17 protein-coding genes and 5 tRNA genes are annotated in these 22,838 nt (G+C 40.3%); 12 read left to right on the forward strand and 10 right to left on the reverse strand.

The window, feature by feature from the left end; genetic code table 11:
* The first annotated feature begins 2 nt into the window (after positions 1–2).
* From AKG98_RS02555 to rarD, 5 genes are all read left to right on the forward strand, one after another.
* Positions 3–2,618 carry a CotH kinase family protein gene (locus tag AKG98_RS02555; protein ID WP_067040933.1) on the forward strand — a complete coding sequence of 872 codons (2,616 nt, stop codon included), beginning with the start codon at positions 3–5 and terminating at the stop codon, positions 2,616–2,618.
* A complete protein-coding gene (locus AKG98_RS02560) occupies positions 2,615–3,295 on the forward strand; it encodes a polyphosphate polymerase domain-containing protein (RefSeq protein WP_067040936.1) in 681 nt (226 codons plus the stop codon). Before AKG98_RS02555 ends, AKG98_RS02560 begins: the two co-directional genes overlap by 4 nt.
* The gene (locus AKG98_RS02565; protein WP_067040939.1) at positions 3,288–5,468 is read left to right on the forward strand and encodes a hypothetical protein; all 2,181 of its coding nucleotides are present in this window, start codon (positions 3,288–3,290) and stop codon (positions 5,466–5,468) included. The genes AKG98_RS02560 and AKG98_RS02565 overlap by 8 nt, the downstream gene beginning before the upstream one ends.
* Before the next feature lie 117 nt (positions 5,469–5,585).
* Positions 5,586–6,080 (forward strand): thioesterase family protein, encoded by a 495-nt coding sequence (locus AKG98_RS02570; protein WP_067040941.1) that lies wholly within the window; start codon positions 5,586–5,588, stop codon positions 6,078–6,080.
* Positions 6,081–6,175: 95 nt separating this feature from the next.
* Complete coding sequence (gene rarD / locus AKG98_RS02575) at positions 6,176–7,081, forward strand: EamA family transporter RarD (RefSeq protein WP_067040943.1); 906 nt, start codon at positions 6,176–6,178, stop codon at positions 7,079–7,081.
* Between the two features lie 55 nt (positions 7,082–7,136).
* Here the strand turns inward: rarD and AKG98_RS02580 are convergent, their stop codons facing one another.
* The 8 genes from AKG98_RS02580 to AKG98_RS02615 form a co-directional block, all read right to left on the reverse strand.
* Entirely contained in the window at positions 7,137–7,772 is a 636-nt protein-coding gene (locus tag AKG98_RS02580; protein WP_228140187.1) for a chromophore lyase CpcT/CpeT, read from the reverse strand.
* Between the two features lie 109 nt (positions 7,773–7,881).
* A complete protein-coding gene (gene uvrD / locus AKG98_RS02585) occupies positions 7,882–10,050 on the reverse strand; it encodes a DNA helicase II (protein WP_067040947.1) in 2,169 nt (722 codons plus the stop codon).
* Positions 10,051–10,096: 46 nt separating this feature from the next.
* The gene (gene yigB / locus AKG98_RS02590) at positions 10,097–10,813 is read right to left on the reverse strand and encodes a 5-amino-6-(5-phospho-D-ribitylamino)uracil phosphatase YigB (protein ID WP_067040950.1); all 717 of its coding nucleotides are present in this window, start codon (positions 10,811–10,813) and stop codon (positions 10,097–10,099) included.
* Positions 10,813–11,778, reverse strand: a complete 966-nt coding sequence (gene xerC, locus AKG98_RS02595; protein WP_067040952.1) for a tyrosine recombinase XerC — start codon at positions 11,776–11,778, stop codon at positions 10,813–10,815. Before xerC ends, yigB begins: the two co-directional genes overlap by 1 nt.
* Positions 11,762–12,481 (reverse strand): DUF484 family protein, encoded by a 720-nt coding sequence (locus AKG98_RS02600; protein ID WP_067040954.1) that lies wholly within the window; start codon positions 12,479–12,481, stop codon positions 11,762–11,764. Before AKG98_RS02600 ends, xerC begins: the two co-directional genes overlap by 17 nt.
* The gene (gene dapF / locus AKG98_RS02605) at positions 12,478–13,308 is read right to left on the reverse strand and encodes a diaminopimelate epimerase (protein ID WP_067040956.1); all 831 of its coding nucleotides are present in this window, start codon (positions 13,306–13,308) and stop codon (positions 12,478–12,480) included. Before dapF ends, AKG98_RS02600 begins: the two co-directional genes overlap by 4 nt.
* A gap of 42 nt (positions 13,309–13,350) precedes the next feature.
* Positions 13,351–14,604: a diaminopimelate decarboxylase gene (gene lysA, locus AKG98_RS02610; RefSeq protein ID WP_067040958.1), complete on the reverse strand. Its 1,254-nt coding sequence runs from the start codon at positions 14,602–14,604 to the stop codon at positions 13,351–13,353.
* 67 nt (positions 14,605–14,671) lie between these two features.
* A complete protein-coding gene (locus AKG98_RS02615) occupies positions 14,672–14,884 on the reverse strand; it encodes a lipoprotein (protein ID WP_067040960.1) in 213 nt (70 codons plus the stop codon).
* A 76-nt stretch (positions 14,885–14,960) separates the two neighbouring features.
* Here AKG98_RS02615 and cyaY point away from each other — a divergent pair, with 76 nt between their 5' ends.
* Positions 14,961–15,272: an iron donor protein CyaY gene (gene cyaY / locus AKG98_RS02620; protein WP_067040966.1), complete on the forward strand. Its 312-nt coding sequence runs from the start codon at positions 14,961–14,963 to the stop codon at positions 15,270–15,272.
* A 663-nt stretch (positions 15,273–15,935) separates the two neighbouring features.
* On the opposite strand, the gene AKG98_RS02625 is transcribed toward cyaY, so the two are convergent.
* Together AKG98_RS02625 and AKG98_RS02635 are read right to left on the reverse strand one after the other, a co-directional pair.
* Positions 15,936–16,592, reverse strand: coding sequence for a Qnr family pentapeptide repeat protein (locus tag AKG98_RS02625; protein ID WP_067040973.1), 657 nt, complete (start codon positions 16,590–16,592; stop codon positions 15,936–15,938).
* A gap of 939 nt (positions 16,593–17,531) precedes the next feature.
* On the reverse strand, positions 17,532–20,018 hold the full coding sequence (locus AKG98_RS02635; RefSeq protein ID WP_067040978.1) for a class I adenylate cyclase: 2,487 nt from the start codon (positions 20,016–20,018) through the stop codon (positions 17,532–17,534).
* A gap of 408 nt (positions 20,019–20,426) precedes the next feature.
* Here AKG98_RS02635 and AKG98_RS02640 point away from each other — a divergent pair.
* From AKG98_RS02640 to AKG98_RS02670, 6 genes are all read left to right on the forward strand, one after another.
* Positions 20,427–20,502: transfer RNA gene (locus AKG98_RS02640), tRNA-Val, on the forward strand.
* Between the two features lie 66 nt (positions 20,503–20,568).
* Positions 20,569–20,644 (forward strand) — tRNA-Lys (locus tag AKG98_RS02645).
* Between the two features lie 23 nt (positions 20,645–20,667).
* Positions 20,668–20,744, forward strand: a tRNA-Met gene (locus AKG98_RS02650).
* A 40-nt stretch (positions 20,745–20,784) separates the two neighbouring features.
* A tRNA-Val gene (locus AKG98_RS02655) sits at positions 20,785–20,860 on the forward strand.
* Positions 20,861–20,916: 56 nt separating this feature from the next.
* Positions 20,917–20,992 (forward strand) — tRNA-Lys (locus AKG98_RS02660).
* A 585-nt stretch (positions 20,993–21,577) separates the two neighbouring features.
* Positions 21,578–22,834 carry a TolC family protein gene (locus AKG98_RS02670; protein ID WP_067040983.1) on the forward strand — a complete coding sequence of 419 codons (1,257 nt, stop codon included), beginning with the start codon at positions 21,578–21,580 and terminating at the stop codon, positions 22,832–22,834.
* The last annotated feature ends 4 nt before the right edge of the window (positions 22,835–22,838 follow it).

The following is a 22,838-nucleotide window of genomic DNA, read 5'->3' on the forward strand; positions in this document are numbered from 1 at the left end:
CCATGCTCCTATCCGAAAACAGATCGCGGTTTGCAAAACGCGATCGCTGGTACACGATTGGTGGGTTGTTATTGATATTATTACTCATAACCCCATCGCCGAAAACCGTTAAGAACTGGCTTGTCCAGCATGGTTTTGTTGCACATAGTACTGACCGCAACACAAAAAACAAACAACTATTAAACGCCCTGATTGATGCGCCACTAAAATACCTCAACGCCGATACTAATATCCCGAACTTACAGTTAGATATTAAATATCAAGATTGGATGCGCTTGGTTGCCGATCGAAAACAAGCATTAAAAGAAGGTCAGATCCCCGATCAACGCTCTGAAGTCAAAGCCAGTGTCAGTTATTTACAAAACAAATATAGCGCTAAGGTACGTCTACAAGGCGATTTATTAGATCATGTTGCGGCACCACTGCGATGGTCGTTACGTGTCGAATTAAAAGGTAAAAGCAGTCTATTAAAGGTAAAAAGGTTTGCCTTACTCAGCCCAAATGTACGCGGCAATCACGCCCCGCTATTATTTACGAAAACCTTAGATGTGGCCGGGTTTGATATTATTTCACCTCAGCATATCCCAGTAAATCTGACGGTTAACGGCACACCTTGGGGATTAATGCTATTAGAAGAAGTATTCGCCAAAGAGTTACTCGCCAATAATAACCGTACCGAAGGACTCATCCTAAAATTAGAGCAAGCGACACAAAATGAAGATAATAGCCAATTACACAAAATATTTCGTCCAAAAGTATTTCAACAACGTAACGCGATCAGTGATCCGAGTTTAAATAGGCAACGTAAGATCGCTTTAACCTTACTCAGTGATTTTCTTAATCAACGCCGTAAAGCCTCCGATGTATTTGACAGTCGTAAACTTGGCCAATACATAGCAACTGTCGACCTGTGGTCTGCATGGCATGCTTTTAGCTGGAACAACTTACGTTTTTATTACAATCCACATACCGCCAAACTTGAACCAATCCAAAGTGATGAAGCATTATCTCCGGTACCGGATAAAATTTTATTACAGCCCGTCAGTGCCCAATTCCCGCTAATCCAAGCCATGCTGAACGATGACAAAGTAAAAGACCAATACGATAAAGCGCTTAATCACCTTATTACCCTTGTTAACAACAAAAAATTACCTGAACAATTAGACATTTTACAGCAGCAAGTCATTAAAAAAATGCAGCATGGTTCGCCATTACTGCAAGGCTATAATTTTGATAGTTTAACGGCCCATGCACAATGTTTAGCAGACGGTTGTCAATCACTCCCCACTATGCCAACAGAGTGGCATCGCCATGTTGATACATTCAGCGCGGAATTACCTTGGGATCTTGCGAGTAAGTTCCGCTATAGCAACAATGAAAAACAACTGCAATTACGTAATAACAATCAAGCACCTGTATCTATTATTGATATAGTTGTGAGTGATAAATGGGGCAGTGAAATTAGTTTAGTTGATGCGCCCGAATTACCTTTTATCTTAACCAGAAACCAAGCTGACGGCAGCTTAATCATTGATAACGATGAAGCGTATAGTATTAAATTACTCAGTCGCCAGAATAATAAAAAACTCCAAACATATCGCTTTGAATTAGGTGAATCAGCAACGCGTTTTTTGCCTCGACCTCTGCCGATGCAGCAAGAGTCTGATGTACTTGCTAAGTATGACTTTATTCAAGTGCAACAAGATGGTTGGTATTTCAAACCCGGTAATTGGCAAATTAATGATTATCTCATCACCCCTGAAGATACCCGAGTGTATATGCCAGAAAATACCCATTTACGTTTCAGTAAAAATGCAGGCATGCTTATTTTCGGGCAACTTGATATTGAAGGCAGCACCCAATATCCGGTCACGCTCACTGCCAGTAGTAAAAAAAATTGGCAAGGTATTGCGGTATTCGGCTCGGGCAGTAAATCAACAATCCAACATTTGGATATGGCAGCCAGTGCCAGTCCAAAACAAGGTAATTGGCAACCCAGAGGGGCACTGTACATGTACGATGTTGACCTTAATGCCAGTGATATGACCTTGCGTAATAACCGCTCCGAAGATGCTTTGAATATGGTTAATAGTAAATTTAATTTGACTAAATTACTCATCGAAAATGCTTATTCTGATGGCTTTGATTGTGATTTTTGTAAAGGCACGATCAGTGACAGTCAATTCAACACAGTCGGCGTGAGGTCTGGTGGTGATGCCATTGATATTAGTGGTTCAAACATTATCGTGCGTAATAGCAAATTTAGTCAAATCCGTGATAAAGCCATTTCAGCGGGCGAACACAGCAGCGTTGATGCGAGTAATATCCAAGTGAATAATGCGGCATTTGGTATTGTCGCGAAAGATGGTTCACAAGTAATTGCCGCTGATATTCATGCTGTCGACATTAAGCATTACCTCTTCATGTCTTATATGAAAAAACCATTCTTTGGTGGGGCGAGTTTGCAAGCGTCTAGTTTTAACTGTGATCACTGCAGTAATATCAGCATGCTTCAAAAAAACAACTATCTGTCGTTAGATGGTCAACAACAAACAGCTAAAAAATTAAACGTGAAAAAACTTTACACTGGCTCCATGCGCTCGGACAAACCCAAATGATTCAAGACTATCGCTTTGAAATTAAAATACCAATCCCGCTTAATCGCTTAGAGTACATGCTGTCTTGGTTGAGACTATCACCAATGGGGTTTCGCCAACATCACCCGGCTCAACATGTAAATAGTGTTTATTTTGACAGTTACCAAATGGCTTGCTTTGCCGAGAATCTCTCCGGTATTAGCAACCGTAATAAAATGCGTATTCGTTGGTATCACGATATTACTAATGCAGGTAAAGCGCAGCTTGAATTTAAGCTGCGCCGTAGCGGTAAAGGCTGTAAAGTAATTTACCCTTTACAGCTTAATTTTGATGACCCCAATATCAGTTGGTCAGAGCACATTAAGCACTGCCAATCTCAGCTGACTCTACAGGCATTGTCAGAATGGGATAGCCAAACTTACCCCATATTATTAGGACGTTATAAGCGCCAATACTTAATTAGTTTTTGCGGGCGAATACGCGCGACACTTGATAGTGATATGGAAGTATACGACCAGCGCTATTGGAGTAAACCGAATACCACTCGCTCACATAAAATGGGTGACTATGTACTATTAGAATTAAAGTGCCAAGATCAACATGAACGTCTGCTCAGTGATTTAGTCAGTCGCTGCCCGCTTAATCCATCACGACATTCAAAATACGTGAATGGTGTGAGACACATGATTTATGTATAGGCCTCTGGTTGGCTGCAGTGCTGGTTTACTGATGTTCATTTCAGTAACGTCGGTCGCAGTCAGTCAAGTATATCCTTCTGCAGGTACCGCTTGGGTGATCACTGGCCAACAACAAGCCGCGACAGCACCTCATTTACAGCAACAATTTCATTCAGCCTCTGCAGTATCACAATGGGAAGATACCCATGCTGATATCAGTATTGGTGGGCATTATAGTCAATATAATGCCAAAAACATTACCCAACTTGGTTATATGTATAGTCAAAAACTAGATTGGCAGATGGGTCAAAAGGAGCAGCAATTACGACACTGGATAACCCTGAAGCAGCAAGAATATGAATCGTTATTTCTACACTTTCAAAACGACACTCAATTTGAAATACCAAACAACAAACACGGTGCGCATACCCCACTCTACGGCATTCCCGAGTTTGTTGCCATTCAACAACCTTCAACGCTAACGCGGCAAGGTCGCATTAAGCCCATCAACATGCCAATACAGCAACCGTTGGCGCTAAAAAAAAACCAATCCTTATATTTATTTTCATCAGAGAAATTAATGGGTTTAGATATCACGTTTAATGGGCAACAGCTCAACAGTAGCAGCATAACAATCTCCTATGCAACACGAGATATAACGACAGAAACGCTTGAATATGCTTGGCAACCATTGCTAACACAGCCTCTAGCATCGACATTAAACAGCCGCTGGAATCCGCCGCAACGTTGGCCAAGAGTCAGTATTTCACCACAACTCAGCTCGCAATTAAGCGCCCAATTAAACGTTAAACACGCCCGTTTTTATGTATTGAAAATTGAGATTAATAATCCAATTACAGGGTTAACGTTAACTAAACTCCGTTTACCAAGTTGGTATCAATTTACTGAAAAATCAAACCAACACTATGTCACAATCCCCGGTTGGGATCCCATTAACGATAGTAATAAAGATGGCTATATTGATGATAGTGAATACCTGCAACGTTTAAATAATAATGCCAGTGCTCGCTTGCCTTATCAAGCGCGCTTAATACCCTTGGGTAGAATGTGGAATGAAAAATCAGCGCTGTGCTACGTTAATTTATTCTCTGCACTCAATCGTACTTTACTAACAGACTATCTTTATCAACATTGGCAACAACAAGGCTATCAAGGTGCTTATAATGACTCACTTTACCGGGTTCCGAACAGCACTCAATTTCCCACCACCACTGGAGGAAATATTCTCGAATTACAACTCCCGGTTCGACAAGCGGGCAAATCTTATTGGCAGAGTCTCAGCGCCTTTAATCAGCATTTACAACAAACAAACCCACAAGCTTGGATTGGTGCCAATATCTCTGATTTAAACCTCTTTAGCCAACCCGACTTACAATCTTTGGTTGCCGGGTTTAATTTTTTTGTACGTGAAGATTACATTCATCCAAGCCTAGGTTTGTTTCAAAAACGCGGGTTACTGCAACGTTGGGAACACTTCTTATTAAGCGCACAAGGTAAGCGTAGCGTGTTGATGGCGCATATGCGTAAAGGCGGAAAAGTACGTTGGCAAGGCCATAGTCAAGTGAACTGGCAGTATGATCAAAGCACCAATCTGGCTATTTTCTACTTACTGAATAACCCCCGACTGGATTTTTATCAGCAATGGAATAATAGTTTTTATTACTCGAGCAAAAATACCCGAGCAGATAACTACTACCAACCCGGCATTCCAAACAATGTCGCTTACCAGCCCACAGCAATGTTACGCTATAACATTGGTCAACCGATTTCAGCCCCCGATAATTACCCTCCAGTCGACTATGTCGATAAAGACAATAATATGATGGCGACCAGCGTCGATACACAACTCACTGTAAATAATCAAACGCTAGCAATCACGCCAAGCCATTGGTTTTATTTTTATCGTCAAGCCAGCAGCGTATTACCCTGGCAGCAACCGCAACCGCCAACAGTAGCCGTCATCGCTCGGCGCTATCAACATGGCTTAATACTTTATTATACCGACCGTAATGGCAGTGATAAAAAATTCAGTGAGCAAGCAAAGGTAACCCTAGACTTACCCGGATATTACCGACGTCTTAATGCTGATGGCAGCCTCAGCGAACGAATAAATAAAATCACATTAACCGGTTACCAAGGCATAATATTGATACCAGAACCCAGTCCTTCATAAAATAATATCCGCTGAATAATTAATTTAAGGTGTATTTTCGATGAAAGTGAGCTACCTTAACGTAACTCGTTTGTTAAACCCTCGATTTTAATAGCACACACAGTTTAGGCAGGACCCATGCAAACAATGACAGAGCAAGATGTAATTGATCAAGAACTCACTGAGCAGCAAATGTTGGATTTCATCAGTGATATGTTTATGAACCAAATGCCATTTAACGACCTACTCGGCATGCGTATTACCAACTACACCACTGACAGTATAGAATTACGCATCAACATGGATGACAAATTGATTGGTAACCCTATCCGAAAAATACTTCATGGCGGTGTAACAGCGAGTCTGCTTGATGTCGCTGGCGGCATGTTAGTGGCAGCAGCAGCCATCCCCAACATGGAAACAAAAAGTACCGCTAACTTTCATAAAAATCTAAAGTCACTCGGTACGATAGACTTGCGAGTCGATTATTTACGTCCTGGTTGGGGAGATGAATTTACCGCCACAGCACAAGTGATTCGTTCGGGTAATAAAGTTGCGGTTACCCGTATGGAACTGCACAATCAAGAAGGGATTCACATTGCCTTTGGTACCGGCACTTATTTAGTCGGATAACCAACAATAAGATTATTAATATCACTACCCCTGCTTATCCATCATTGTTATGCTAACCAATCTATCTACACCTATAAACATCACTGGTATAAGTAATGACAACCAACAATGATACTAAACAAGGGGTGATATTCGCAATCCTTGCTTACGTAATGTGGGGCATGGCTCCGATCTACTTTAAACAATTACATCAAGTACCAGCCTATGAAATATTAGCCCATCGCGCGGTATGGTCTTGTATTTTAATTGCCGTATTACTGAGTCTATTCAAGTTATGGCCAATGGTAAAATCGGTATTATCCGTACCTAAAAATGTGTTATTACTGATCTGCACATCATTATTAATCAGTGTTAACTGGTTAACCTACATTTGGGCGGTAAATAATGATCATTTACTCGATGCCAGTTTAGGTTACTTTATTAACCCGATCATTAACGTTTTTCTTGGCATGATATTTTTGTCGGAAAAATTACGTAAATTACAGTGGGTTGCTATATTACTTGCGGTGATAGGGATCTTAATTCAAGTTATCACGCTAGGATATCTGCCTTGGGTAGCCTTGGTCTTAAGTTGTACTTTTGGTTTCTATGGATTACTGCGTAAAAAATTACGTCTCAATGCGCTGGTTGGTCTGTTAATTGAAACCATTATCATGCTGCCTATCGCGGCCACTTATTTATTTATCTTCGCGGACTCAGCAACATCGGATCTGAGTGCCAATAGTATGCACCTTAACTTGCTATTACTCAGTGCTGCCTTTGTCACCACAATACCGCTACTGTGCTTTAATCATGCAGCTATACGCTTACCTTTATCAACGCTAGGTTTCTTCCAATACATAGGCCCAACATTAATCTTTATTCTTGGTGTCACGCTCTATGATGAAGTAGTGAATACCGAAACACTGCTGACATTTGTGTTTATTTGGGCTGGGTTAGTCGTGTTTAGCATCGATGGTTTTAAAAATAACCGTCATCAACGTGCGCGATTAAAATCTTAGTTCATTACTGCAATACATATAAAATAAGCACCCTTAGGTGCTTATTTTATTTTGCCTATTTACTCACGTCATAATCTTCAATTTTCAAAAAAGTAATGGGTACATCAAGTCTACCCCGTACTAATTTTCCAAACTGATCATAACTGCCATCTAAAAATGAAATATTCACTTCTGAGACAGCAAAAAATGTCGTCATTAATGATGTGCTCGTTCGATGACTAATACAAGATTCAGAAGCCGTTTCACCAACAAAGGTATTTGTTATCTTCAACTCAATCAGTAATTCACAGTTATTACTAATACTGAGTTGAGATTGAGTCAAACTCGTCAATAGTTGTGGCGTATAATAAGCGCCAGCAAAGTCAGATGCGCGTGGAATAGAATAAATGTATAAACGGATCAAGCCATTCGGTGTGGCGACTAATTGCATAATACGCTGACGAAATGGTTTGTTTGAAGAGTGAGTAATGCGACTCTCCATATATAACCATTCACCGTCAATACGGTCTTGCCAAATAGGAGAGATATTTAGATCGATGTTAATTGCACGTCCTTGAATCACATCATTGGTCGATCTATGCATGCCAGATAGCCATTGCTTTAATAACGCCGTATGTTCTGATTTAAAAACAGCAGAATAGGCAAATGAACTGAATAAGCACATTAGCGCGACGATAAATCGTAATATCAAAATAACTCCCTGTAACCGCATAGGTAGCGCTAACATCCAAGTTAGCGTTTAGTATGCAGTGATACTATCCTAAAAATCGCGCAACTATACTATAAAAAATTGAGTGAGACTATAGAGCCTGCAATCTAGCGTAAGATACTACCAACCATTTACTGCCTAGTTGATCAAACTCAATTTGAATACGACATTGCGGACCACTGCCTTCGTAGTTCATCACAATACCTTCACCAAATTTAGTATGCAGTACACGTTGACCTAACTGATAGCCAGTCGACTCAAATGACATTTTTTCTGAACCCGCACTAAAACGCCCAAACTGAGTTGGTTGGCGAATTTGAGTTTTTAAACGAATCTCTTCAATATACTTTTCGGGTATTTCTCGAATGAAACGAGACGGACGATGATTCATCTCTTTACCGTATAAACGACGCGACTCCGCATAACTGATATATAGCTTCTTCATCGCACGGGTAATACCCACATAACAAAGACGACGCTCTTCTTCCATACGCCCCGCTTCTTCTGTCGATTGCTGACTTGGGAACATACCTTCTTCGACACCGACCATGAATACCACTGGGAATTCTAAACCTTTTGCCGAGTGTAGCGTCATCAACTGCACTGCATCTTCAAATTCATCTGCTTGCCCCTCTGCAGACTCTAATACTGCAAAAGCTAAGAAGGCAGATAGCTCGGTCATTTCTTCACTGTCATCTGGGATCTTGAAACCACGCGCCGCAGAAACCAGTTCCTCTAAGTTTTCAATACGTGACTGCGCTTTCTCACCTTTTTCTAGCTGATACATAGATTTCAGACCTGAGTATAAAACCACATGATCAATTTGTTCATGTAGGGCTAACTCGGCAACGTCGTTATCCAATTCGGTGATCAGTTCGACAAACTTACGGATCGAACTTGCCGCACGGCCTGCGATCAAATTGTTATCGAGTAGATAGATCGCCGCTTGCCACAAGGTTGAACCTTGCTCACGGCTAGCATCACGTAATAATGACAAGGCTCGATCGCCAATACCACGCGTTGGTTTATTCACAATACGCTCAAATGCCGCGTCATCATCACGATTATTTTTAAGACGCATGTACGCCATTGCATCTTTAATTTCCAAACGATCAAAGAAGCGATGACCACCATAAATACGGTAAGCGAGCTGCTCTTGTAATAACGCATCCTCGAGCACACGAGACTGGGCATTGCTGCGGTATAAGATTGCGCAATCACTGAGTGAACCACCTTGATCTTGCCACTCTTTAATGCGGCCAATAACAAAACGCGCTTCATCGACTTCATTGAATGCCGCATACAAGGAGATCGGGTCACCTTCTTTATCTTCTGTCCATAATTCTTTGCCCATACGCTCGCTGTTATTAACGATAAGCGCATTGGCAGCATTGAGAATATTACTGCTCGAACGGTAGTTTTGTTCAAGCTTAATGGTTTTAGAACCCGTGAAATCGGTTAAGAAGCGTTGAATATTTGCGACCTGCGCACCACGCCAGCCGTAAATAGACTGATCATCATCACCCACGATCATCAAATTACCGCGATCGCCTGTCAACATGCGTAACCACGCATATTGGATATTATTGGTATCTTGGAATTCGTCCACTAAGATATTAGAAAAACGATCTTGGTAATGGGCTAAAATATGTGGTTTGTGCAGCCAAAGTTCGTGCGATCGTAATAACAACTCACCAAAATCGACTAAGCCCGCACGATCACAAGATTCTTGATAAGCTTGATAAATCTTGATCCAGGTACGTTCAATCGGATCATACGCTTGTAAGTGTTCAGGACGCAGACCTTCATCTTTTTTACCGCCGATATACCACATAGCTTGTTTTGCTGGCCACTGCTTCTCATCAAGGTTCATGGCTTTGATCAAACGTTTCAATAATCGCAGTTGATCATCACTGTCAATAATTTGGAATTCAGCGGGTAAGCCGGCATCTAAATGGTGGGCGCGTAATAGACGATGCGCGATACCATGGAAAGTACCGATCCACATGCCTTGCTGACGACCTTTTAATAGCTTATCAACACGGCCACGCATTTCTGCTGCGGCTTTATTGGTAAATGTCACCGCTAATAAAGAATAAGGCGAGCACTGCTCCACCTGCATTAACCAAGCTAAGCGATGTACCAATACTCTGGTTTTACCACTACCAGCACCCGCTAAAATCAGCATACTCGATTGTGGTGCAGCAACAGCATCACGCTGTTTGTCGTTGAGGCCGTCCAGTAAGAGAGATACATCCATAATTTAGTCACCTTAGACTGTATATTTAATCAGTAGAATGGGGGGATTATAACAGGCTTGTTAATTCATCCAAGTGCGTTATTTCAATATCAGGTAAATGACTGGCTTTGTTACTCGTCATGAGCGATTGTTGTTGGTCATTAAACCACGCAGACATGAAGCCATTGGTGATCGCACCAGCCACATCGGACTTAAGATGATCGCCGACATGCAAAATATGTTGTGGCGGTAAGGCTAATCTCTCTGCTGCCAATGAAAATAAGTCGGGATACGGTTTCATTCTCAGCCCATTACCTGGTTTTATCACGGCCGTGAAAAAAGGTGTTAAACCAATTTTATCAGTATCGACATTACCATTAGTGATCGCAATTAATGGGATCTTACTGGCAAGCGTTGCTAATACCGCAAAGGTTTGTTCCGGCACTTGAAAATCACTACGCACCGCCTGAACTTGCGAAAAAATAGTATTAGCGACAGATTTAGCCTCTTGTTCACTATAGCCATGACGTAAAAATAACGTCATTAAACAGGCAATACGGATCCCACTAACATCATGTATCAAGTGGGGTTGTTGATGAAGAACATGACGCTTTAACTGTGACCAAGCATTATCATCTAAATGTGTAATGTGTGGATATTGACTGCGTAAATGCATATGCATCCAAGCCTCGGCGCGACGCACAACTGGATAGTTATCATATAAGGTATCGTCAAGATCGAAGCTCATGGCTCTAATCTGGTGTAATCGTCGATAGAATTTCATCAGTCATCTCTTTTCTTTTTTGCGCGAGGATGAGCGGCATCATACACTTTGGCTAGATGCTGAAAGTCCAAACTGGTGTAGATCTGCGTGGTACTGATATTAGCATGCCCTAATAATTCCTGTACGGCACGTAAATCACCACTCGATTCGAGCATATGAGTCGCAAAAGAATGGCGTAACTTATGTGGATGAACATGACTGGTCAACGTTTGCTGCTGCCCCCATTTGGCCATCCGACTTTGTACACTGCGATGAGATATACGACGTCGTAATTGACTGACAAATAATGCCGATTGCGCGTTGTCAGCATATTCACCACGCACTGCTAACCACGCTTGTAACGCGGTGATCGCGATACTACCAATCGGTAACTGACGCTGTTTATTACCTTTACCAATCACCCGCATGGTTTTTTCTCGCAACTTAACATCTGTTAAATCCAAATTAACCAGTTCGTCTAACCGTAAACCCGCAGAGTACATTAACTCCATCATGGCTTTATCGCGTAACACTAAAAACGGGTCATCTGTATCTACCGTATTAGACACGGATAATAATTGATTAATTTCATCAACATCTAAGTTCTTAGGTAAAGTTTTATGCTGGCGTGGTGCCGATACCCCTTTCGCAGGGTTCGCGGTGAGATCACCTTGTAATACCAAGTAATCACAGAAACTGCGTAATGCAGATAATTTGGTTGCCAGACTGCGAGGCGATAAACCCAGTTTATGATTTAAAGCCGCTAATTTACGTACCTGGGCAGCATCAAGGGCGCGCCATTCCGTGATCGGTAACGTCAGCATTTGCTCGGCGAATAAGGTCAGGTGACGGCGATAATTACGGGCTGTGTGTAGGCTTAATTGTCGTTCACTGGTGATATAACGTAAAAAACGTTCGATAGGTTTAACTAATTGTGCAGGTAGCTCACTACCTGCAGCGGTATTTTTTTTAAATGGCGTTGTCACGTGAAGGCATCAGTTGCGGTAACAGGGTAGAGATAATGCGACAAAGCTGACCTAACAGCAAGTTATCCATGCCCGCCTGATAATGATCGGCATTGGCACTGCCAATAGCGAGCAAACCGTATTCACCTCGTTCACCTAATGCCATTAATGCCACAGAGTTAACCAAGGCATCTTGGCCAAACAATAATGCTTTATCCACGCCTGCGACAGGACCAAAGTAATGATCACCGCCTGCAAATTGTTTCTGGCGAATACGCACTAACTGTCCAGCAGAAATAGCTAACGGTAGATATTGTGATTTAAGGTGAAAATAGGCTTCATTTAAATGTAAATTTACAGCCGCTAACGGTAATTGAGATTGGATCTGAGTGACCAAAATACGTTGCATTTGCATCACTGAAGTGCAATTAAACAAGGCCGTATAAATATCTGCATAGATACGAAATAATTTATCGTTGTCAGCCGCAATGGCCACTAACTGCTGTAACTGTTGCTCTAAATCGGCAATACGTTGTCGCTGTCGTTCTAACCGTAATGTCACTAAAGACACACTACCTTGAGCGCCATGAGAAATAGGCAAGGTATCGACTAAGTCATTATTACGCACAAAAAAATCCGGATCTGCCTGTAAAAAAGCAATCACATCTTGCTCTGAGATAACAGGCATTTCCGCGTTCAACATCGAAGGTTCAACGTTGATCATATATTAATCTGTCCATCATAAACATGGGTTGCTGGACCCGTCATAAATACTGGTGTACCTGGACCTCGCCATGAAATTTGCAATTTACCACCAGGCAACTCAATACACACATCTTGACCGAGTTTACCTTGTAATTGGCCAATCACAGCCGCAGCACAGGCTCCGGTTCCACAAGCTTGTGTTTCACCAACACCACGTTCATAAACCCTTAATTTAGCATGGTCAGGTGATAATACCTGCATGAACCCCGCATTTACACGGTTAGGAAAACGTTCATGATGTGCGATCGCATGACCGAGTTCGGCCAATGGTGCAGTCTCAATATCATCCACTAATGTCACGCAGTGCGGGTTACCAATCGACACGGCGCCACAAAACACAGTGCTGTCTAACGCACGTAAAATATAGGTTTTTTCTTGCTTGGTGGCACGGAACGGAATTTTATCTGGCGCTAATTCAGGCACCCCCATATTTACCGTTATCTGGCCATCATATTCAACCTGTAAGGAGATCTTACCTGCGCTCGTACTCACCGCGATCTTGCTCTTGTTCGTTAACCCTTTATGACGTACAAAACTTGCAAAACAGCGAGCGCCATTGCCACACTGTTCCACTTCGCTACCGTCAGAATTAAAAATACGATAATGAAAATCAAGATCAGGATCATAAGGCGCTTCAACCACAAGTAGTTGATCAAAGCCAATACCGGTATTTCTATCCGCTAAACGACGGATATTATCATTATTAAAAAAGACATTTTGAGTAACACAGTCAACGACCATGAAATCATTACCCAGACCGTGCATCTTTGAAAACTGTATAAACATATGAACCTGTAACCCCTATTTCATTCAGTAGATAGAATATTATTATGCAGGTAAAATCGCTTCGTCTTTCCAGATCTCTGCAAGCGCTTCTCGACGACGAATCAAATGTGCAACATCACCATCTACCATGACTTCGGCAGGTCTACTACGTGAATTATAATTAGAACTCATGGTTGAACCATAAGCACCGGCAGAGCGTACAACAATATAATCATCCATCGCGATCGTTAAATCACGGCTCTTACCTAAGAAATCGCCAGTCTCACAAATAGGACCAACCACATCATAGTTTAAACATTCACGCTCTAATGATTTGTTCACTGGCGCAATCGCTTGCCACGCACTGTATAACGCTGGGCGAATAAGATCGTTCATGGCTGCATCAACGATAGCAAAGTTTTTATGTTCCGTAAGTTTAATATACTCAACTTTACTTACCAAAATACCGGCATTCGCCATGATCGCACGACCAGGTTCAAAAATAAGTGCCAGTTTACGTCCTGCTAATTTATCTTTTAATGCCTGCGCATATTCAGCAGGTTGTGGGGGTGTTTCACCATCATAAGGTACGCCCAAGCCACCACCAACATCGAGATGTTCCAGTTCAATACCTTGCGCTGATAACTTATCAATTAACACTAATAGCTTATCAACAGCATCCAAGAAGGGCGATAGCTCTGTTAATTGTGAACCAATATGGCAATCAACACCTTTTAATTTAATACCCGACATTTTATTCGCAGCTTTATAAACGCTTTCAGCTAAATCAATATCGATACCAAATTTATTTTCTTTTAAACCGGTAGAAATATAAGGATGGGTACCCGCGTCAATATTAGGATTCACTCGAATAGATATAGGTGCCTGTATTCCACGGCCCACGGCAATGTCATTAATACGTTCCAACTCAGCCGTCGATTCAACATTAAAACAATGAATATTATGATCGAGCGCTAAATTAATTTCGGCGATGGTTTTACCAACACCAGAGAATACAATTTTACTTGGATCACCACCGGCCGCAATCACACGTAATAGCTCACCGCCAGATACAATATCAAAACCCGAGCCCAGACGTGCCATCACATTTAACACTGCAATATTTGAATTAGCTTTTACTGCATAACAAACCAAATGCGGATGCGTACCAGCAGCATCATTAAATGCATGCCAATGACGTTCAATTGTCGCTCTGCTATATATATACGTTGGCGTACCAAATTTGTCTGCTACATCTGCAACTGCACATTGTTCCGCAAATAACTGGCCATCATCCTGATAATTAAAGTAATCCAATGCTCTATCCCTTTTCTTTTAATTCGTACACTAATTCATTCATTGCACATCATGTGACAATGTATATTTATTCTGCGTCGCTACTTAGCGTCTTGCCAGCTTCGTCATCACTATCCACACTTTCTGTAGTCGGTGTTGCGACCTGGATTTGTTTTGCTTTTTTAGCATCGGGTCCCGTGCCAGGTGCATATAAAGGACCTGACATACCACAACCACTGAGTAAACCAGCGCTAAACATAAAGGCTAATGTAATAAATTTTGTTTTTCTTACTTGGCTCATAACCGACTCAATGATAAATTAATCCTATCCCTTATAATCGCACTGACAAAATTAAAAGCAATAGGATTAATAAAAAATGACTGATTCAGAATTCCACCAACAGGTTGATGAACTATTAATAAGCTTTGAAGAGATTATTGATGACAGTGATGTTGAACTCGATTATGAAAACAGTAACAGTATTTTGACTCTATATTGTCGTGATGGCTCGCAAATTATCTTGAATAAACAAACACCATTACACCAACTATGGGTAGCAACAAAAGCCAATGGCCATCACTTTGCATTTATCAATGATGCATGGATTGATAACCGCACCCAACAAGAGTTATCACAGGTATTAACCGAAGCAGTTAAAAATCAAGGCGGTGAAAGCGTTAATTTCTAACGTGAAGTGATAGGTCTTGTTTATATAAAATCTAAATTTTAGACAAAAGAAAAGGGCTACACTAGTAACTAGTGCAGCCCTTTTACGTTGTCGTAATAGCTCATATCCTTGAACTGATTGTGCTCCCTGCACTTAGACATTTACCTAATCCATTAGGTGATTTACTTTTCCCCAATCCTTTGAGTTGTTCCTTTGGCAATCCTAGCCTAACAAGTCATCCTAACCTGCTTCTCATCTCCATCCTGGAGGTGTCCTTTATTCACTCTGAATCCGTGAGTGCTATCCTTGTAATCCACCACATCCTTGCAGTTTCATGTAGAGTGCCAAGTCATCATCCTGATGAACTTCCTGCGTCTCTGGAAACAAATATAGCAAACCTAAAAACAATAAATAGCGATGAAAAACAAATTTAATTAGTGCTTAAACACTAATTACTTAGCACAAATGGCTACAAAAGCCGTGAGAATAGGCTTTAACAATAAAATAAAGAGAAATATATACAATGGATACCTCGGATCACTCCTTAATAAAAGTACTTTATCTATCAACACGAATAGTCGATCTCTTACAGGATAAAATCAGCCCATCAATATAACGCAATAATAGTGCCTACTACGGTCACCTTAGCAGCAATAAATATGTGATCTTGATCGTATTCATTGATTAATCACCAATAATTATTAAGCCAAATGGTGCTAATAGCTGTTCCTGCTGCCAACTACAAATACGTGTACCATGCAAATTAACCCTTCTCGGATCTAAACCCGTTAAATCAACGTGGCTTAAATTACAGTGCTGTAAATTAAACTGCGACCACATGTCTGCCGAAAATTCACCGCGACTCAAATCAGACCCTTGTAAAGAAGCGCCCAGTAAGTTACAGCCCATCCAGCGGTTTTCATATAAATCACATTTTTCGATGCGTTGATCAGAAAAATTGGCATAGCTCAAATTACATTGGGTTATATAAGCAGAACAAAAGAAGGTTTTAGCCGTAATATAATTGGCAAAGCTAGCTCGACTAAAATCCGCCCCTTTCAAATTACAACTACGGAACTCAATGCCAAAACATTCTGCGCCAGTAAATTGAGCCATACTTAAATCGCAGTTTTTAAAACTTGCACCTTTTAAGTCAGCATAAGCAAATCGGCAACCCGTAATATCACCGCGTTCGATAAACTGACAATCAATAAATTCGGCATCACTTAATTGCGCATGATTGAAATCACAGCGATAAAAATAACAGCGAGTAAAGATCGTCGACTCTAAGTCTTGATCAGTAAAATCTGTTTCAATAAAGGTGTTATCAGTCGTCTTCATTATCTTGCTCTCTTGTTCGAATTAGCATCAGATTACTATCAATACACCTATCAGACCTAGTACTATTACAGTGTTAATTCCAAATAAAACAGTTCATTATAATTGATGATTTAAGAGGGGTAATGAGACCATAGAGAAGGAAATATTAATATAATTTATCCGCGGCAAAATATACACCATCGGTTAACAGCGGTACATTACGAGACTTTAATTAGGCATGGTAAGAAATGAGCGATAACAATGAAATAACGTACAATAAAGCAACAGCATGAGCACTATGGTCTGCTAGAAAAGAGACGTAAAATAAAACTGTAGATAAAGAAAAGGACGGCATAAATGCCGTCCTTAAAGTAGTCATGTAGCTCTATCCTTGAACTAATTTTGCTCCCTGCAAATTGACTGACCTAATTTCCTTTAGGTTTAACTCCCAATCCATCGGGTTTCTTGTTATTACCATCCTGGTACAATAAATCATTCCGATTTATTTCATCTCCATCCTAGAGGTGTCCTTTAACTCAAATCCTTTGAGTGTCCATCGCATCTTCATCCTGAAGACTTTTCCTTGCGACCACATCCTGTGGTAAATCCTATTTCGATAATCCATTATCAAGTCGGTAATCCTTACCAACTGCTTACTGCGTCCTTTCGAATACCTACTATAGAGTAATCTAATATCACCGCAATACAGAAATTGTTTTTTTTTGAAAAAAAATAGACGTTCTAGCTCACGCTTTAAAATAAACAAAATAAAATCAATCACTTAAAAACTTAGTAAACGTGTATCACATAGACAGAAACGAATATGCCCACAACAATGTATCCGCATATTCTTACAGCATAAATAGTCAATGTCTTACATGCTAAAAACAAATAAAAAATAAAGTGTGCCGTTTTCGATAAATGGACTAAAAGATGAGGATTATTTATAAAAAAATAGCATTATTTAGAGGATACGTAGGGAATGACTTCTAATTCTTTATTTTCTGAATGAACGATATCGTAAAATTGCGGTAAATTGAAATTGGCAAATGCACCTTCGTTACGTGATTCTTCTTGTGAATTCGTATAAAAGCGATGAACACCTTTGATTAACTCATCTTTATTACCACTAAGATGCTGGTAAGTTTCCACGCGATTGGCTTCATCGACAATATAAACGTTAAAACCATTTTTATAGTTTTCAAAAAAGAACTGTACTAAACCTTCTGACGAATGAGATTCAACAGCTAAAGGTGTGCCTTCTGCCGTGGTGGTTTTATCAATGCGTAGAGGCATTTGTTCTAGCTTTCGCTCAGAGATATGGTTATACAGATCCAGAGATGTTTCAAGCTTACGAATAGACACACCACGACGCTCAAAATAAATACCAAAGCGATCATCACTAATCGTCAGCATTTTAACAATCTGATCTTTATCGCGTTGTAATCTGGTACTTATACAATCTCGCACCAAACGTTCAAAGCTATGACGAATCAAACCACGGAAATGTAAGCTATAACAAAATACTTTAATGGAATCGGGTTCTGTCGCATCTTGATGCATCTTGCCCATGATAGTGGTTAATGCATCAACAATACGTTCTTGACCAGAAAAGTGCAAAGTACGCACTTCATTCCAAGAATTACGATAAATCAGATCAATACTACCCACTAAACAGGCTTTACAGTCACCAAATGAGAATACATCACTGGTATTAGTATCAAACTCAATAATTCGACCGCCCCAGTGATTAGTCGGATCGTATTCTAAATTTAGGTAAATAGATAAATCACGGATCTCACAAGGACGACTTAACGCCTGATTTGAGGCCGGTTTTGCTTGAATAGGGAATTTACTTTTAAGATCTTTACAGAATGAATTCAATACATCGCTGTTCATATCTGAGTCTTGATTAAAAATTTCGACCTGAGTCTTATCGGTCATTAATCCATTAAAATAGCTCCACGCCACCAACTTACTCAGATAGCCGTTATGTTCTAAAGGCTTACGACCAACAATCTGCATCGGCTCTAACGAAGAGTTATATAAGTACCAACCCGAATTATTAAAACGACCGTCTGGTACTTGCACGAAACTTAATTGTTGCTCGGACAAATCAGGCGAGATCTGTGGATTAATAAAAGTCACTTTACCGGGTAGCGATTCGAACGCAGCATATAACTTACGCGATAAAATACCAATATCAGCAGGATTAATCGATTCACTAATATTATTACGGCGGGCGAAACCAATCAGATTACGATAACCCTTCATCATCGCATCAAGCAATTCAGGATGCGCTTCCTGAACTTGTTCAATCTTCCAGTTATCACGATTATCTAGATGAGCAATACGGTCAGGATGCCAATTCCATTCACTAATGACTTCAGCCACAGAAGTACGGTGCCATTCTGGACGGGCATTTTTCTCATTAGCACAATTACCGCTAAACATTTTTAAATAAAAACAGCGACGTAGTAAATCTACACGCGCAGTATCACCTATTTTTTCGAGATAAGCGGTTACTTTCATTAAGATCTGGTAATAGGTGTCGTGCGACAGTTCCAGCTGTGTTGAAGACGCCAACTGAAAATTTTCTTTCATTATTTGCGATAATAAACGGTTATTTGGATATTCAGCCGAATAAGCTTCCATTAATAAGGTTTTTAATACCGCCTTATAAGGAGAATCGATACCTTTATATAATTGCCACAACGCAGAACCAAAGTATTCTTCAGCAGGGATACAAGGAAAACCACCTAAATCAACCCACTCGTTACGGTCAAGGACCCCGTCGGCAACCAGCTGATCAACATAATCATCATAATTATTATCAAATTCAACCGGTAAAATATGCCATAAACTTGGCTTACCCGCGATCCGTAAGGCACTGCGATAAAATTCATCCAGTAATAAGAAATGTTGGGCACTGCCACAACTCTCTTTCGTCATTACCGCATTATTCACTTTTCTAAATTTATCTTCAGCAATCAAGAAAAAGTTAACTTCAACATTAAAGGTTTCTGCCCACGCCGTTATCAATGTGCATTTTTGCTCTAGAAAATGGGCGTCCTCATCACTCATAGCCGGATCATGACATACCCAAATATCTAAATCACTACGCCAATTTTGACCAATAGAACCCGTGCTCCCCATTGCATATAAGCTATATATAGGAGAACAAGTGGCACATTTATCATCATCTAGTGCTACATTTAATGAGGTTAAATAATCTTGTTGTTGTTCATCAGGGGTAAATAAACAGATTCCCTGAGGTACAGGTTCATCAAGATAAACAGGCAGGTTTGGGTGATTAAAATGCAGTAAAAGAGGTAAGATAGCTGTCACTTCACGCCCATTATCATCCATAATGGATAAGGCGCGATCAAGTCTAAGTTGATTAAACAACTTAGCTTTATGTTTCAGTTCAACAATTTTATTCTGCAAAATAAAACCTTAAATGAGAGAAACCATGCTTAAATTTTATTGATTTTTTACAATTAAATTTAGCCATTACGGCAGACATAGAAGTGTGATGATGCTAACAGTTTTCTAGATAATGGTAAACTTATAGCGCCAAAATAGTCGCATAATTAATGTTGGAATTAGGGTGACCGAGTATTCATATTGCAGTCGCCTTTCGTTAATTTGTTTATTACTATTAAAAAACCAGCTGTAAACAAACCATTTACGCACACTTTATAGACAAAGAGCAGTAAAAAAGATCGCCCCCAAGCAGTTTAAATAAAATAATCCAATTAGGGGTTGCATAAACATTTAGAACTGGATAATATCTGCCTCCTCGATTAGGGGCGCTGCTTCAAAACAACGTTTCCAACATTAATCGAAAGTATGGGGTCCTTAGCTCAGTTGGGAGAGCATCGCCCTTACAAGGCGAGGGTCACTGGTTCAAGCCCAGTAGGACCCACCATATATTAAATCTGGTTATATCTTTTATAAGATAAGTAACGGGATTTACTATGAAGAAAGAATTCGGGGGCTGTTAGCTCAGTTGGTAGAGCAGTTGACTTTTAATCAATTGGTCGAAGGTTCAAATCCTTCACAGCCCACCACTTTCTTTATAACACAGTATTGTCGCGGGATGGAGCAGTTTGGTAGCTCGTCGGGCTCATAACCCGAAGGTCGTAGGTTCAAATCCTGCTCCCGCAACCAGTTTATACGATAGACATAACTATCGCTAAAAAAATAATGTGGGTCCTTAGCTCAGTTGGGAGAGCATCGCCCTTACAAGGCGAGGGTCACTGGTTCAAGCCCAGTAGGACCCACCACTTAAATTGTGGTGTTTATGTCATAAGACATAAAGCTATAAAAAGAAAGAATAAGGGGGCTGTTAGCTCAGTTGGTAGAGCAGTTGACTTTTAATCAATTGGTCGAAGGTTCAAATCCTTCACAGCCCACCACTTTCTTACAAGAACAAATAAAAAAACCTCGTTTATCGAGGTTTTTTTATACCTAAAATTTACCTGCCAATATAATCATCTCAACACTTGACCTTCCCCTTAAGGTAAAGATTATGCTCCCTGCCATATTCATTATTTGTTTACCTTTTTTGATGTGTCTTTTTTCATGCGTATAGTGTTATTTATTTTATTAATATTAATAAACACATTCTCATTACCACTTCAGGCAATGAGCATGCGCACGATGCCAGCCAATATTTCTTGTTATATGCAAGACATGCCATGCAACTCTCAAATCAATATGAGTCAAATGCTGCATGATAATCCACAGCTTCAACATTCAACAAACCAATATAATAACGATGATTGCAGCAATATGGATAATTGTAGCGACTGTAATACGACCTGCGTATCATCATTTCTTAATTATAATAATAAGCTGCTCTTAAACACCTATAAACAAAGTAACTTGCTACGTTACGAATTAACCCCGCCTCTAAAACAACACCAAGATAGCCTATATCGACCTCCTCTCATTAACTGATTTTAATAACTTTTTAAAAATCAATTAATTAAGGAAATAGAATGTCATCCAAAATTTATTTTGGGCTATTCGCATTACTGACTATAAATGCCAATGCTCAACAATTAACGCTCTCGATTGCAGAAAATATTGCGCTACAACGCGATCCTTCTGCAATCTTATACAGTGCGCAACAAGCAAGTTTAAAAGCTCAAGGCATTAGCCAGTCACAACTTGCAGACCCTATGATTAAGTTCGGTTTAGCCAATGTGCCCGTTAATAGTTTTTCATTATCCGATGATCCCATGACCCAATTTAGCCTTGGTTTATCACAACAGTTTTCAGCAGGTGATACCTTGGAATTAACAGCCAAAGGGTTCTCGCTACAAGCACAACAGAGCATACAATTTGCAGAAAACCGCCAATTAGAATTAAAATTGCAGATCCGAGAATTATGGTTTGATATTAGCTTTGCCAAAATAGCCCAAACCATTCTCGCCAAAAATCAGCAATTATTTAGTCAGCATGTTACCAACCTCTACCGTCAATTTGAGTTAGGTTATCGTCAAAACCAAGATCTGATTAAAGCAGAATTAGAACTCGCCAAGTTTGATGACAAAATTGCCGCCTTTGCGCAGCAAGAGCAAGCACTGCGCGGGCAACTCGTCTCTTGGATTGGTCCACAAGCGTTTGATGAATTTGATTCTCAACTACCAACGTGGCCTAAAAGCCTTGAATATGTGCAACAAGCTGATCTAAAACACTATAGATTACTGGCTGATCACCCACAGGTATTAGCCGCGCAACAAGCCATTGACGTAGCTCAAAATAATATAGCCACCGCTAATGAGTCCTATAAACCAGCCTTCAAAATTGATATTGGTTACGGTCATCGTGAAGCGCTAGATATGACGACCGGATCCAGCCGTAGTGATTTAATCAGTGGTTCAGTCACCATGAACATACCGCTATTCACCAGTAATCGCCAAGACCAAGTCGTCATAGCAGCCACTCAAGGTAAAGGTATTAAGCAAGCAGAAAAAGATCTATTACTGATTAAATTCAATGGCATATTAAATGGTGCTATCGCTAATTTCAGTAATACCCAGGCCAGAATGCAGCGCTACCAAGACACCCTTCTAGTGCAAGCTAAAGCCAATAGTGATGCCGCAATACAAGGTTATCAAGCCAATACCAATGATTTTGAACAAGTCATCAAAGCATTAATGGATGAACAAGCACTCACGCTTGAATATCAGCAATTGCACTTTCAAAATTTAAAAAACTTAGCTCGCATTCGTTATTTTCAAGCATTATAGAGGC

Origin of the sequence: Moritella sp. JT01 (assembly GCF_001574435.1) — a bacterium.
In the GTDB taxonomy this organism is placed as follows: domain Bacteria; phylum Pseudomonadota; class Gammaproteobacteria; order Enterobacterales; family Moritellaceae; genus Moritella.

Bases quoted from the DNA above. Each gene is read 5' to 3' on its own strand.
- AKG98_RS02555 (WP_067040933.1), top strand. From the start codon at position 3: ATGCTCCTATCCGAAAACAGATCGCGGTTTGCAAAACGCGATCGCTGG.
- AKG98_RS02560 (WP_067040936.1), top strand. From the start codon at position 2,615: ATGATTCAAGACTATCGCTTTGAAATTAAAATACCAATCCCGCTTAAT.
- AKG98_RS02565 (WP_067040939.1), top strand. From the start codon at position 3,288: ATGTATAGGCCTCTGGTTGGCTGCAGTGCTGGTTTACTGATGTTCATT.
- AKG98_RS02570 (WP_067040941.1), top strand. From the start codon at position 5,586: ATGCAAACAATGACAGAGCAAGATGTAATTGATCAAGAACTCACTGAG.
- rarD (WP_067040943.1), top strand. From the start codon at position 6,176: ATGACAACCAACAATGATACTAAACAAGGGGTGATATTCGCAATCCTT.
- uvrD (WP_067040947.1), bottom strand. From the start codon at position 10,050: ATGGATGTATCTCTCTTACTGGACGGCCTCAACGACAAACAGCGTGAT.
- yigB (WP_067040950.1), bottom strand. From the start codon at position 10,813: ATGAAATTCTATCGACGATTACACCAGATTAGAGCCATGAGCTTCGAT.
- AKG98_RS02600 (WP_067040954.1), bottom strand. From the start codon at position 12,481: ATGATCAACGTTGAACCTTCGATGTTGAACGCGGAAATGCCTGTTATC.
- dapF (WP_067040956.1), bottom strand. From the start codon at position 13,308: ATGTTTATACAGTTTTCAAAGATGCACGGTCTGGGTAATGATTTCATG.
- AKG98_RS02615 (WP_067040960.1), bottom strand. From the start codon at position 14,884: ATGAGCCAAGTAAGAAAAACAAAATTTATTACATTAGCCTTTATGTTT.
- cyaY (WP_067040966.1), top strand. From the start codon at position 14,961: ATGACTGATTCAGAATTCCACCAACAGGTTGATGAACTATTAATAAGC.
- AKG98_RS02625 (WP_067040973.1), bottom strand. From the start codon at position 16,592: ATGAAGACGACTGATAACACCTTTATTGAAACAGATTTTACTGATCAA.
- AKG98_RS02670 (WP_067040983.1), top strand. From the start codon at position 21,578: ATGTCATCCAAAATTTATTTTGGGCTATTCGCATTACTGACTATAAAT.